Here is an 11,883-nt window from a genome sequence, read left to right on the forward strand (position 1 = left end):
ATCATATTTGTGTAAACCTATTGTAACCATCAGAACTGAATTTTAGACTTTTGAAAACAAGAAGGCGGGCAAAAACGTTAATTTTCAAAACAAAGACTGATTATAATATGAAATTTTTCATCGACACAGCAAATCTGGCACAGATCCAGGAAGCCTACGAAATGGGAATTCTGGATGGCGTAACCACGAATCCAACGCTGATGGCCAAAGAAGGGATCAAAGGTAAACCAGCCGTCATGCAGCATTACAAGACCATTTGTGAAATGGTCAAAGGAGGAGATATCAGTGCCGAAGTGACCACCACTGATTTTGATAGCATTATTAAGGAAGGCCAGGAATTAGCGGCGATTCATCCGCAGATTGTCGTAAAAGTACCCATGATCAAAGATGGTGTTAAAGCCATCAAGTGGTTTACCGATCATGGCATCAGTACCAATTGTACCCTGGTCTTCAGCGCGGGACAAGCCATTCTTTGTGCCAAAGCCGGTGCAAAGTATGTGTCTCCTTTTATCGGAAGAATTGATGACAGTGGTTGGGACGGCGTTCAGTTGGTTGAGCAGATTGTGCACATCTACAATGTACAGGGTTTTGAAACGCAGGTTCTGGCTGCATCTATCCGCAATCCGAATCACATCATCCGTTGTGCGGAGGCTGGCGCCAATGTATGTACCAGCCCGCTGGAATCGATCCTGGGTCTGTTAAAACATCCGTTGACTGATATCGGTTTGGCCAAATTCATGGAGGACGCCAAAAAATTCCATTAGCAGATCTGCCGGATTACCCTGCGCATATCATTGATGTAATAATCCCCAGCAATGAATGTATCTGCCTTTATTGCCAACCGGATTGCCTTTAACCGCCAGCACTCCTTTTCGCGGTTTATTATCAGGCTCACGCTGGCTGCAACAATCATCAGCGTGGCCGTGATGATTATTACGCTTGCTTTTGCGAATGGATTTCAGCAAAAAGTGAGCGAGAAGGTCTTTAGTTTTTGGGGGCACATCCGGTTGCAGGAAATGCAACCCTATCAGTCGGTGATCTCAGAGGAGATGCCGATCAATGCCAACGATACGATTGTCCGTTTAATCCGGCAAATACCTGAAGTGCAAAGTATCAGTCCCTTTGCAACCCGTTATGCCATTCTCAAAACCCGCGATGATCTGGAAGGGGTACTTGTCAAGGGGCTTGATAGTACTTACTCTTTTAGTCACCTGAAAGATTTTTTGGTGGAGGGTGTCCCGCCGGTTTTCAATGACAGCTCTTACAGCCGTGAGGTTATGATCTCCAAATATATCGCCGGCCAAATGAAGCTCAAAGTCAATGACAGGGTACTGATTTATTTTGTACGGCCAGACGGCAGCCTGCGACCCGACCGCCTCAGGATTACAGGACTTTTTAAGACAGGTATTGAAGAATACGATAAGACCTTCGCTTTGGGCGATATCAGGCTGATCCGCAGGCTGAATGATTGGCAGCCCGATCAGGTGGGAGGGTATGAAATTTTTTTAAAGGACTACCATAAAATAGATCAGATCACCGATCAGATATTCAACCTGCCTGGGATGCCCTCGGGATGGGCTCCGCAGAGTATCAAGAAGATTACACCAAATATTTTCGACTGGCTAAATATGCAGGACGTTACCCGGAATGTTCTGATGGCCATAATGGTTATTGTGGCGCTGATCAACCTGATAACCTGTCTGATCATCCTTGTCTTGGAAAGGGTGAGAATGATTGGGGTGTTAAAAGCTGTAGGCGCGACGGACTGGGCCGTTCAGCGAATATTTTTGCGGCATAGCCTGATCATTACATTGACCGGAATTATTGCCGGTGCCGCGCTGGGCTTGGCCGTCCTGTGGTTACAGGTAAAAACCGGATTTATAAAACTTAATGAGGAGGCTTATTATCTTGATCGGGCGGCCGTTCATATAACCACTTCTGAGGTGCTTTTAATTTGTACCAGCACATTTGTGGTCTGCCTGCTTGTATTACTGATCCCTACATATATCGTAAAGAAAGTTCAGCCTGTAAAAGCGATTCATTTCCGTTGACGACGCTCATGGGGTCAGGTGCGAAAGTATAATGCCCGTGGCAACCGCCGCATTGAGAGATTCCGCAGCGCCATATTTTTCGATGGTGATCATCTTGCGCGCCAGTTTTGACACTGCCGCGCTTATTCCCTTAGACTCATTTCCAATGACGAGGATTCCTTTTTCAAGGCTTCCGGCGGATTTGAGAGGAACACCCTGGAGACCCGCCACGTAAATGGGGATTGTTTCCAGCGCTCCGAGAAACTCTGCTAATTTCGTGTAATGCATTTCAACCCTGAAGGTGCTCCCCATAGCTGATTGTACCACTTTAGCATTATACTGATCTGCACAGTCCTCGCTGCAAATAATTTGAGGAACTCCAAACCAGTCCGCGATGCGAATGATTGTTCCGAAGTTACCCGGGTCCTGAATGCAATCCAGCGCCAGCACCCAATTATGCAGGTTCACACGAAAAATATCCTTCCACGGTTTTTCCACCAATGCTACTACCTGATTGGGCGTTTTTAGCATTGAAATACGCTGCAATTCAATTTCTGTGACTTCAGTTCCGATGGAAGGAGGCAATAAACGCGCATGCTCCTGTATCCAGGAATGCAGCGCATACAGTTTTTTAACAGGTGTCCCAGGTGTTTTTAGGGCCTCTTCCACTATTTTTGGCCCTTCAATAAGGTATATATTTTCAAGATCCCTGAATTTTTTTTGGGATAAACTTTGAATATATTTGATTTCGGATTTACTGAGCATGGTAGACTGTAAATATAAAGCATTGAAGCAGCCTGGAAACTTTCACAAAAATATATTTCTTATCCTAACCGTCGCGATGGCGACCTTCCTTTTGCATTCCTGTAAAATTGGAACGGTAGTCAAGAAATATCCGGAGGGGCCGTTTATTTTCAAAACGACCTTAAAAGTTACAGATAAGCGAATCAGCAAATCTGAAAAGAACCGACTGGAAGATGGATTGCGCAGTCAATTAGACGATAGCCTGCAATCCCGTGAAGTGGATAAGGTATTCTATGCAACGATCAAAAACCCGCCCCGGCTGGATAGCGCCGCTATTGGAAAATCTTTGCAGTTCATGCATTATTACCTGAATGCCCAGGGCTATTTTGCGGATTCGATGAGTTTTACCACGCGCATCAAACCGGTGGGGGATCAGCAGCGTACTTTCGTGGATTTCGACATTCTTCCCGGTCCCATTACCAGGATCGACTCACTTAGTTATACGCTCCGAGACAGCAACCTGCAGGAGATAACAAAAGCGCACCCGAAAGATGTGCTCGTCAGGAAAGGTGATCCTTTTGCGCAATCGCCCATTTCTTCTGAAATGGACCGTTTGGTTGAGTTATATCACAATAACGGATACCAGCAGTTTTCCAGGAACCAGCTTTTTGCGCTTTGGGACACGCTGGATCTGAGTATGCTGCAGCTCACCCTCGACCCGCTGGAACAGGCTGAGCAACTGGAGCGGCTCCGGCAGCGGCGCCATAATCCGACGGCCAATCTGGATATCCGGTTACGGCCGGTTACAGATAGTAGCACGATCAGGCAGTATTATGTGGGCAAGGTGCTCGTTTACCCCGATGCGACTGCCGACACGACGGGACGCAAAAGACTTGAAACCACTATGGGTAATGTGACGGTTGTTCAGCATTACAAAAAATTCAAACCGAAGATCTTTCCGCCGGTGATCTACCTGAAGCCAGGCGAATTGTACAGGCAGAGTCGCTATTTGCGTACGCTGAACCGGCTAAACAATATGGGGAGCTGGCGACTGGTAGATATTCAACAGATTCCCAGGGAAAAACAGGATACGGTCGATTTTATTGCCCGTTTGTCTCCGGCTAAACTTTATAGTTTTACAACGAACCTGGAAGGAAGTTTCAGCCAAAGCGTCATTTCTGGCAATTTTGTCGGGTTAGGCGTCAATGTCGGTCTCCAGAACAGGAACTTCCTCAAAGGGGCCAATCTCCTGTCCACCAACCTTAGGTATGGTGTGGAGCTGGGTCAGCTTAGTGCCGCGCAGTTTATACAAACGCAGCAGGTCAGTCTGAGTAACTCGGTGATGTATCCCCGGTTTATATTTCCGGGCGCATCGGGATTTAAGAATAATTTCAGGGGCAATACCACATCCATTTTAACGCTCAATGGTGCCAATACCGAAAGACGCACTTTGTTTAACCTGACCAGCCTAAACAGTTCCTGGGGATACGAATTTACCTGGCGGGGACCGGATTACACATCTACTAACCGTAGTTTTACGTTAGGCATTAAGATTCCCAATATTGAATATTCCTATCTGGTCAAGCGGCAGGGGTTGTTGGATATGATCGAAAAAAATCCTGCTGTTGCGAATGTATTCTCAGATGGTCTGATCGCCTCGAATATCATCAATTTTACGATGCCGTGGACCAAAAAGAACAGCCGGACTACGCAGGTGCTTCGTTCCAACCTGGAGTATTCCGGGTTGCTGGCGGGTTTGATCCGCAATAAATTCCTGGATGATCAGCTTTATCGTTTTGCCAAGCTCGATCTGGAATATGCACGGATGGTAAAATGGACCCGCACTTCACTCGTATTGCGGGGCTTTGGTGGCTTGGGTTACGAGTTTGAAAGTACCCGCAATCCGGCTAAGCGTGACAAGCTGCCTTTTTTCAAACAGTATTACAGCGGGGGTCCCAACAGTATGCGGGCCTGGCAGTTACGCAGACTGGGTCCTGGTTCCACTGTTAAGGCTTTCACCGGGGAGCTGAGTGTTCCTGACCGGTTTGGCGATGTACAACTGGAGGGCAATATTGAGTATCGTGTGCCTCTTATCCGCCTTGCTGGCATTCCCATAAATGGAGCGATATTCACCGATGTGGGCAATGTGTGGTATTTAAAGGAGCAGGCGGGTCGTCATGATGAAGTATTCAATATATCCCGACTGGGAACCGACCTCGCCATTGGCAGCGGCGCCGGTGCGCGTATTGATTTTGGATTTTTTGTAATTCGTCTGGATTGGGGGTATAAAGTGAAGGACCCCAGCCCGAATCCGCAGAATATGAGTTATCAGAATAAATACTTTGCTTATCCGTTCTTCAAGGGAAGTCAGTTGCAGCTGGGTATTGGGTATCCGTTTATTTTCTGAGGGATCTGTTCCGGTTTATTTGGGTTAATTTAAATTCCCGAAATCGACTCGCTTATATTTTTTTTGTAAAAACAACTGAAATAACAATTTTAAATGCGTTATAATTAGTATAGATATGTCTAATATCTAATGTCTAGCGTCTAACGTCTAATATCTAGTCTCTCTCCTTAACGGCATTTGCAAATTCTTCAATACTAAGTGCGTTTTTCAGTTGAAAATCGCCGATTCGGGTTCTGCAGAGGCTGCTGAGATAGGCGCCGCAGCCGAGAAGTTTACCAAAATCATTGGCCAGGCTGCGGATATAGGTGCCGGTGCTGCACACAACCCTGAAAGGTACGCCTGGTAGCATGGAGCCATCTACTTCGAATTCGGAGATGGTAACAGGCCTGGGTTCCAGCTCCACCTCGATGCCCTTGCGAGCTAGTTCATACACCCTCTTACCATCTTTTTTTATGGCCGAATGGATGGGCGGTACCTGGCTGATGGCACCCGTTAATGCAGTTGCGGCTTTTAGGAGGTCTTCCTGGTGAAGGTGTTCAAATGGTTTGAAATTTACCGGTTCACTTTCGAGGTCATAAGTGGGGGTGATAGCGCCCAGGGTAAAACTGCCGGTGTATTCTTTTTCTTTAGCCATTAATTCGTTTATTTTTTTGGTGAACCGGCCGGTGCAAACGATCAGCAGTCCCGAAGCCAGGGGATCCAACGTGCCGGCGTGACCCACTTTTTTGATCCTGACGAGGTTCCGGATCTTCCGGACCACGTCGAATGAGGTCCAGCCTATTGGTTTATCAATCAGCAAAACTGCTCCTTCTTCAAAATCAGCCTTTATGATATCCTCTATTGTCATGGCCGCAAAAATAAATGCATTTATTGCTAGTCGGCTTCAAATGAGCATAACAAAGTTTTTAACAGGGAGATTGACAACATGCGGATAGCCATGGTATGGGCAACTGGGCCGACACGGTCCCCTTTGCCAGAAGGATTGGCGACATGCAGATCGCTCCGAATTAGCGACTGAAAAGATGGAGAACAGGCCGGATTTATCCCTGTGGTGGGGCCATTACATTCGGTAAGTACCTGAATCTGGTTAATTTTGGGCCATGAATCATTTTTCTGAATGGCAGGATACCATTGTGGCATTGGCTACGCCGCCGGGGGTTGGGGCTATCGGTGTTATTCGTTTGAGCGGGGAGGATGCGATCGCCATTGCTGGCAGGCTGTTCAAAGGGAAAAAGCTGGAAGACCAGCCTTCGCATAGTGTTCATTTTGGCACTATCCGCTCATCAGACGATACTTCCGGGCAAAAGGGCGAAGCGCTGGATGAGGTGTTGATTACTCTGTTCAGGGCGCCCCATTCCTATACCGGGGAGAACGTGGTAGAGATTTCCTGTCATGGTTCTCCCTATGTGCAGCAACGGATCATTGAAGCCTGTACTGCTGGTGGAGCCCGCCTGGCGAAGCCCGGCGAGTTTACCCAGCGAGCGTTCCTCAATGGTAAGATGGATCTGGCCCAGGCCGAGGCCGTCGCGGATCTGATCGCCGCCAATACCCGGGCCGCGCAGGTTACAGCATTCCGACAATTGCGGGGCGGATTTTCGGGTGATTTGAAACAATTGAGGGAGGAGCTGATACACTTTGCGGCACTGATGGAACTGGAGCTGGATTTCTCGGATGAGGATGTGGAGTTTGCAGACAGGGCGCAGTTCCGGGAGTTGATTGCCCGACTAAAGTCGCAGGTGAACAAACTGATCGAATCTTTTAGTCTGGGCAATGCCATTCGTCATGGCGTGAGTGTAGCCATCATTGGTAAGCCGAATGCCGGCAAGAGTACACTATTGAACGCCTTGCTCAATGAAGAACGTGCCATAGTAAGTGAGATTGCTGGGACCACCCGGGATACGATTGAGGAGACTTTGGTTATTGATGGTGTGTTATTCCGGCTGATTGATACGGCGGGTATCCGGGAGCACAGCACCGACACCATTGAGAACCTGGGTATTGAAAGGAGCCGTCAGAACGCGGAAAAAGCCAATATCATTTTGCATCTGGTGGACCTGACCGATGAGGAGGAGCAGCATTTTGAATGGTTGAAGCAGTATGCAGGCAAGACGGTGCAGGTCTTTAATAAAATAGATCTGGTTTCGGCAGACGACGAACTTGCTGAAAACCCTTTTGCAATTGGGTTATCTGCGAAAAACAAAACCGGCATTGAGGATTTGAAGAAAATGATTTTTCGCAAGGCGATTGGAGAAAGCGTTAATACGGGCAACACCCTCGTCACCAATGCCCGTCACCTGGAGGCTCTTCAGAAAACTGCACGCAGCCTGGAAGCAGTTGAAGAAGGGATGACGCACAAGTTGACCGGCGATCTCCTGACGATAGATATCCGTCGTGCTTTGCATTACCTGGGCGAGATAACCGGCCAGGTGGAAGTAGACAGGGATATCCTGGGAACGATATTCGGGAAGTTTTGTATTGGGAAGTAGGTGATACTAGCTAGCGTATAACAACGGGGTGACTCAAATATATCTGGAAGAATGTGTATTTTCATACTTCCTCAGCGTTGCGGGAACGGCGTGAAGAGAAAACGATACAGGTTCATATAAAATTTAAGCGACCATCCAATAGAGATGCTGCGGATTTTTTTTAAACTAGCGATATGCAAATCATACAAGCCATACAGAACAGGATTTACGAAATCAGGGGTGAAAGGGTTATGCTGGATTTTGACCTGGCTGCCCTATACGAAGTAGAAACCAAGGTTTTCAACCAGGCCGTAAAGAGAAATATCAAGCGCTTCCCCGTTGATTTTATGTTTCGGCTTACAAGCGACGAATGGGAAGATGTCAGGTGTGAACGTGAATCTCTGTTTAAACAGCACGAACCTTTAAGGTCACAAATTGTGACCTTAAAGGTTGGCAGGGGCCAACACACAAAATATCTGCCTTTCGCTTTTACAGAGCAGGGCGTAGCTATGCTCAGCGGTGTTTTAAACAGCGACCGGGCCATAAATATGAACATTGCCATCATGCGGGCGTTTGTCGAAATACGCCGGGTGCTATTGCAGCAAACGGATATGAAGGAGCAGTTGCGTTTGATACAGGAACATATAACCGAGCACGACGTTCAGTTAAGTCAGATTTATGACAGCATAGAGAATTTGTTAGATGAAAAAGCAGCGGGGCGAAAATGGGAAAACAGGGAGAGGATAGGGTTCAATCGGAATAGTTCAGATGGCGGTTCGTAGGTGTGCATGTAGGATTTGGAAATGTGCGACCATGTTTTTTTCTGTGCGGTTGGTTAATAGGCAAAAGGTCCTCAGGCTACCCAACCTACAGCCAGGAGATTCCTTGAATTCGGATTAAAACTTGCCTACCAGTGGGTTTACAACTTAATTTGGATAAATCACAATGAGGGATATTTACCTAATTCTGTCATCCAATGTTTTTGTGGTGTTTGATAGTCTTTTTGTCCCTTACTTTTATATAACCAGTCCATAAAAATATCCTCATGAGCGGCTGTGTCGATTTGATCATAATCAGCGAAGTGCAAATTATACGATGTCACTTGCAAGATCATTTGATTGATGTGCGCCAGCATGGATTTACTATTGGTTTTACCTACCATATAATCTGAGGCATAGAGCATTTCATTTTCTATGAACTTCGTTGGAAATCCGTGCCGATGCAATAAATGCTTTAGTTGGTCGCGAAATTTATCGATGGTCGATGCTATAGTTTTTCCTTTTACCACCACCGTCAGTAATGAAGGTTGATGTATGTAAAGCAATAGCATTTTGCCAGTGAAACCGCTTCTGCACAATACCGCATACCAGTTATGCAAGTGTTGGCCGGGGGCGGGCTCACTCACATACAGTACAGGTTTAATCCTGCTGGTGTTTAATAATTTTTGTGTTGCGTGAAAATGTAACATGCTGTATTTCTTTTAGTAGTCCGGTTTGGGGTATCAAAGCAAGAATCTGATGGCGGCCAATTCGTTGCCGATTTGCTGCACCCCTTTCAGTATTCTTTGGGTTTGAGTAGGCGAAGGTTTTTTATTGCCTTTGATGTATTGGGCTAAAAGGCTTTGATTCATGCCGATTCTTTCTGAGAAGGCCTTTGCATTGATGACCTTGTAAAATTCAAAAAACTGGGGCAAATCCAAAGTGATTTTCAAGTCCTTTTCGGTTACAGATTTGCCGTCCTTTTCAAAGTACAAATTAAGGGCCTCAATGCTTTTCTTTTTCAGGGCATCCAAAGTTTTGCCCACTGTATAAACAGGGTATTTTTCAGCATAAGCTGAATAGCCGGTCTTAGTTTTTTCTATGATCACCTCAATTTTCATAACACCTCGTTTCTATTTGATTCCTGTGTCTCTTTTAATTTTCTTTTCCAGCCCTTTGCCCACTTCGTGGCTACCGTGAAGGGGCCAAACGATCTGACCCTTTTTTTGCGGGATGCTCCATTATCTGGTGGCTGCCTGTTTGTTTTACAACAAACCAACCGTCGTTTTTAAGCAACCTTACCAGTTCACTGGATTTCATCTTTCAAAGGTAATAAAATTATTACTTCTCTCAGAGTTTTTAATAGACAGTCGGCCAAGTTCGTATGTTTTGAACTTTTTAGTGAGTGCAAGGAAAGATTGCCGACCGGAGCCAAATCAGGCCAGTTGCAGGGCCGGATTTTTCCAATCTATCGATATGTTGGCCATACAAACCAGTCAGAACAGGGTTTTGAAATCAGTCGCAAAAGGATTACTTTAGATTTTGATCTGGCTGCCCTTTTCGAAGTTGAAACCAAGGGTTTCAACCCGGCCGTAAAGAGAAATATCAGACCTTTTCCGACTGTTTTTATGGTTTGCTTTAACAGGCAGGAGTGGAAAGAGGTCAAATTTCTCGCATCGACACAAGTTATAGATATAGGTAGTATTACAACGAACTGGTCACAATTTGTGACCAGTTCACAGAGGCACGACTAGCAATCGAGCCGGATTTAAAGCGGCTTTGAAACCCACAAAAAAGCAGATGACGAGTGCCAGCCTTTCGGATAAATTATGAATCACGTAGTGTGAAAAATAAAAAAGGACTGTTTGTCAATCAAATAGTTGGCATAATTTACTTCAAATAGTCAATCTATACGTTTACTAGATTAGTAAAAAAGTAAATAAATAAATTTACAAAATGATTGACTATGTCAAATAATAACTTTACTTTTGTCTTATTAGGGTCAATGTATAACTTTACATTATGGGCAAAGAATCGCTTCGACTGCAACAACTAAACGACAAAATGTTACGCTTTGTTTCGCTTAAGCGGGTGGCCGTACCACCTACGGGGTGGATAAAAGCCATCCGTACCGCTGTTGGTATGTCGATGCAGCAATTGGGCAATAAACTCTCGATCTCCAAACAGGCCGTTCTTGATATGGAAAAGCGGGAAAAGGAAGGTTCCATTACTCTCAAGTCGCTCCGGGAAGTAGCCCGGGTTATGGATATGCAATTGGTGTATGGTTTTGTACCCATTGATGGATCACTGGATGCACTTATTGAGAAACGGGCAAGGGTACTGGCTACTGAAATCGTTATGCGTACCGCGACAACCATGAAACTCGAAGATCAGGCCAATTCAAAAAAGCGCATTAGAAAGGCTATTGAAGAAAGGACCGCATCAATTAAGAATGAAATTCCTAAGATCTTATGGGATTAGACTTGGAATACGTTTATGGTCAGACACCCTTGGACGAAGACGAGAAAGAAGGTCTTCTCATTCCTACCATAGCAACCCGGGGAGAGTTAGACGAGTTTGAGCAGCAGAACATTGAACGGGCCGTGCAATGGACGCTGGGGCGTTCATTTAAACCGGCGGTGGTCTTCACGGAAGATTTTGTCCGCACGGTGCATAAACGCATGTATGCCGATGTATGGGGGTGGGCTGGTGACTTTCGTAAGACCAATAAGAACATTGGCGTAGACAAATGGCAAATACCCACGGCGCTAAAATACCTGCTGGATGATACATTATATTGGCACGAAAACGATATTTATCTACCTGATGAAATGGCCATACGGTTTAAGCACCGCATGGTAAGTATTCATTGCTTTCCTAATGGCAACGGGCGACACAGCCGACTAATGGCCGATATTGTTGTCGGAAACCTACACAAGATTCCGGTATTCAGTTGGGGCTCGGACAATCTATCCAACGAGGGCGATGTTCGGGCCGCATATTTAAAAGCGTTGAAGCAGGCAGACCAGGGCAACTTTGGCCTGCTCTTGGCTTTCGCCCGATCATGAAATAACATCCAATCAATTTTCATTCGCTTCCTCGGAGACTTTTGTGTACCATTTGTTTTGGTCTAAAGGGAATCATCTTGTCGGTCCAACGAGGATCGGCTTCTTTTTAAGGTCTGTCTGGTATTTCAACGCAAGAAGACCACAGGTTAGTCGTTTTTGTAGGCCGAAGAGCCGCACAGCTTATGTTTCTACTGAATTGTACGTAAAATTTAATGAGTGAAAAACTATCAAAGTGTTGGTTTGAGGATCCACGAAAAGGGGATAGCTTGTGCAAACGGTTGAATCTTTGATCAGATATTTTTCTGTTATTACACCGTAACTTAGCACATGGCCAGACAACGGGTTTGGGTGGGCTTGGTGTTTGCCGGTGCCCGGGTTAAAAGTATCAACGCGCTGCTGGTATATATGGAT

Annotated in this window: 13 protein-coding genes; 8 read left to right on the forward strand and 5 right to left on the reverse strand. The window is 45.8% G+C overall.

The annotated features are described in order from the left end of the window. Nucleotides 1-107 precede the first annotated feature (107 nt). Together fsa and AC3WS5_RS05450 are read left to right on the forward strand one after the other, a co-directional pair. The gene (gene fsa / locus AC3WS5_RS05445; protein ID WP_492466240.1) at nt 108-764 is read left to right on the forward strand and encodes a fructose-6-phosphate aldolase; all 657 of its coding nucleotides are present in this window, start codon (nt 108-110) and stop codon (nt 762-764) included. A 51-nt stretch (nt 765-815) separates the two neighbouring features. Next, the gene (locus AC3WS5_RS05450) at nt 816-2,051 is read left to right on the forward strand and encodes an ABC transporter permease (protein WP_492466241.1); all 1,236 of its coding nucleotides are present in this window, start codon (nt 816-818) and stop codon (nt 2,049-2,051) included. Between the two features lie 6 nt (nt 2,052-2,057). Here AC3WS5_RS05450 and AC3WS5_RS05455 read toward each other — a convergent pair whose 3' ends face one another. Next, a complete protein-coding gene (locus AC3WS5_RS05455; RefSeq protein WP_492466242.1) occupies nt 2,058-2,795 on the reverse strand; it encodes a TrmH family RNA methyltransferase in 738 nt (245 codons plus the stop codon). 22 nt (nt 2,796-2,817) lie between these two features. Here AC3WS5_RS05455 and tamL point away from each other — a divergent pair, with 22 nt between their 5' ends. Further along, nucleotides 2,818-5,181, forward strand: coding sequence for a translocation and assembly module lipoprotein TamL (gene tamL / locus AC3WS5_RS05460; RefSeq protein WP_492466243.1), 2,364 nt, complete (start codon nt 2,818-2,820; stop codon nt 5,179-5,181). 154 nt (nt 5,182-5,335) lie between these two features. Here the strand turns inward: tamL and truB are convergent, their stop codons facing one another. After that, nucleotides 5,336-6,028 (reverse strand): tRNA pseudouridine(55) synthase TruB, encoded by a 693-nt coding sequence (gene truB / locus AC3WS5_RS05465; protein WP_492466244.1) that lies wholly within the window; start codon nt 6,026-6,028, stop codon nt 5,336-5,338. A 253-nt stretch (nt 6,029-6,281) separates the two neighbouring features. Here truB and mnmE point away from each other — a divergent pair, with 253 nt between their 5' ends. Both mnmE and AC3WS5_RS05475 read left to right on the forward strand, forming a co-directional pair. Beyond that, entirely contained in the window at nt 6,282-7,667 is a 1,386-nt protein-coding gene (mnmE, locus tag AC3WS5_RS05470) for a tRNA uridine-5-carboxymethylaminomethyl(34) synthesis GTPase MnmE (RefSeq protein WP_492466245.1), read from the forward strand. Between the two features lie 173 nt (nt 7,668-7,840). Next, nucleotides 7,841-8,428: an ORF6N domain-containing protein gene (locus AC3WS5_RS05475; protein ID WP_492466246.1), complete on the forward strand. Its 588-nt coding sequence runs from the start codon at nt 7,841-7,843 to the stop codon at nt 8,426-8,428. 158 nt (nt 8,429-8,586) lie between these two features. On the opposite strand, the gene AC3WS5_RS05480 is transcribed toward AC3WS5_RS05475, so the two are convergent. The 3 genes from AC3WS5_RS05480 to AC3WS5_RS05490 form a co-directional block, all read right to left on the reverse strand. Then, nucleotides 8,587-9,114: a DUF6933 domain-containing protein gene (locus AC3WS5_RS05480; protein ID WP_492466247.1), complete on the reverse strand. Its 528-nt coding sequence runs from the start codon at nt 9,112-9,114 to the stop codon at nt 8,587-8,589. 33 nt (nt 9,115-9,147) lie between these two features. Further along, nucleotides 9,148-9,525 (reverse strand): hypothetical protein, encoded by a 378-nt coding sequence (locus AC3WS5_RS05485; RefSeq protein ID WP_492466248.1) that lies wholly within the window; start codon nt 9,523-9,525, stop codon nt 9,148-9,150. A 70-nt stretch (nt 9,526-9,595) separates the two neighbouring features. Further along, the gene (locus tag AC3WS5_RS05490) at nt 9,596-9,724 is read right to left on the reverse strand and encodes a type II toxin-antitoxin system HicA family toxin (protein ID WP_492466249.1); all 129 of its coding nucleotides are present in this window, start codon (nt 9,722-9,724) and stop codon (nt 9,596-9,598) included. A gap of 125 nt (nt 9,725-9,849) precedes the next feature. On the opposite strand from AC3WS5_RS05490, the gene AC3WS5_RS05495 reads away from it, so the two are divergent. The 3 genes from AC3WS5_RS05495 (at nt 9,850) to AC3WS5_RS05505 (ending at nt 11,472) form a co-directional block, all read left to right on the forward strand. Next, nucleotides 9,850-10,158, forward strand: a complete 309-nt coding sequence (locus tag AC3WS5_RS05495; RefSeq protein ID WP_492466250.1) for an ORF6N domain-containing protein — start codon at nt 9,850-9,852, stop codon at nt 10,156-10,158. Between the two features lie 268 nt (nt 10,159-10,426). Beyond that, nucleotides 10,427-10,885 carry a mobile mystery protein A gene (locus AC3WS5_RS05500; protein WP_492466251.1) on the forward strand — a complete coding sequence of 153 codons (459 nt, stop codon included), beginning with the start codon at nt 10,427-10,429 and terminating at the stop codon, nt 10,883-10,885. After that, complete coding sequence (locus AC3WS5_RS05505; protein ID WP_492466252.1) at nt 10,876-11,472, forward strand: mobile mystery protein B; 597 nt, start codon at nt 10,876-10,878, stop codon at nt 11,470-11,472. Before AC3WS5_RS05500 ends, AC3WS5_RS05505 begins: the two co-directional genes overlap by 10 nt. Nucleotides 11,473-11,883: the final 411 nt, after the last annotated feature.

The sequence above is a fragment of the Niabella sp. CPT15-335-S11 genome, assembly GCF_058792415.1.

Bases quoted from the DNA above. Each gene is read 5' to 3' on its own strand.
- AC3WS5_RS05480 (WP_492466247.1), bottom strand. From the start codon at position 9,114: ATGTTACATTTTCACGCAACACAAAAATTATTAAACACCAGCAGGATT.
- AC3WS5_RS05455 (WP_492466242.1), bottom strand. From the start codon at position 2,795: ATGCTCAGTAAATCCGAAATCAAATATATTCAAAGTTTATCCCAAAAA.
- AC3WS5_RS05490 (WP_492466249.1), bottom strand. From the start codon at position 9,724: ATGAAATCCAGTGAACTGGTAAGGTTGCTTAAAAACGACGGTTGGTTT.
- AC3WS5_RS05500 (WP_492466251.1), top strand. From the start codon at position 10,427: ATGGGCAAAGAATCGCTTCGACTGCAACAACTAAACGACAAAATGTTA.
- AC3WS5_RS05475 (WP_492466246.1), top strand. From the start codon at position 7,841: ATGCAAATCATACAAGCCATACAGAACAGGATTTACGAAATCAGGGGT.
- truB (WP_492466244.1), bottom strand. From the start codon at position 6,028: ATGACAATAGAGGATATCATAAAGGCTGATTTTGAAGAAGGAGCAGTT.
- mnmE (WP_492466245.1), top strand. From the start codon at position 6,282: ATGAATCATTTTTCTGAATGGCAGGATACCATTGTGGCATTGGCTACG.
- AC3WS5_RS05505 (WP_492466252.1), top strand. From the start codon at position 10,876: ATGGGATTAGACTTGGAATACGTTTATGGTCAGACACCCTTGGACGAA.
- fsa (WP_492466240.1), top strand. From the start codon at position 108: ATGAAATTTTTCATCGACACAGCAAATCTGGCACAGATCCAGGAAGCC.
- AC3WS5_RS05485 (WP_492466248.1), bottom strand. From the start codon at position 9,525: ATGAAAATTGAGGTGATCATAGAAAAAACTAAGACCGGCTATTCAGCT.
- AC3WS5_RS05450 (WP_492466241.1), top strand. From the start codon at position 816: ATGAATGTATCTGCCTTTATTGCCAACCGGATTGCCTTTAACCGCCAG.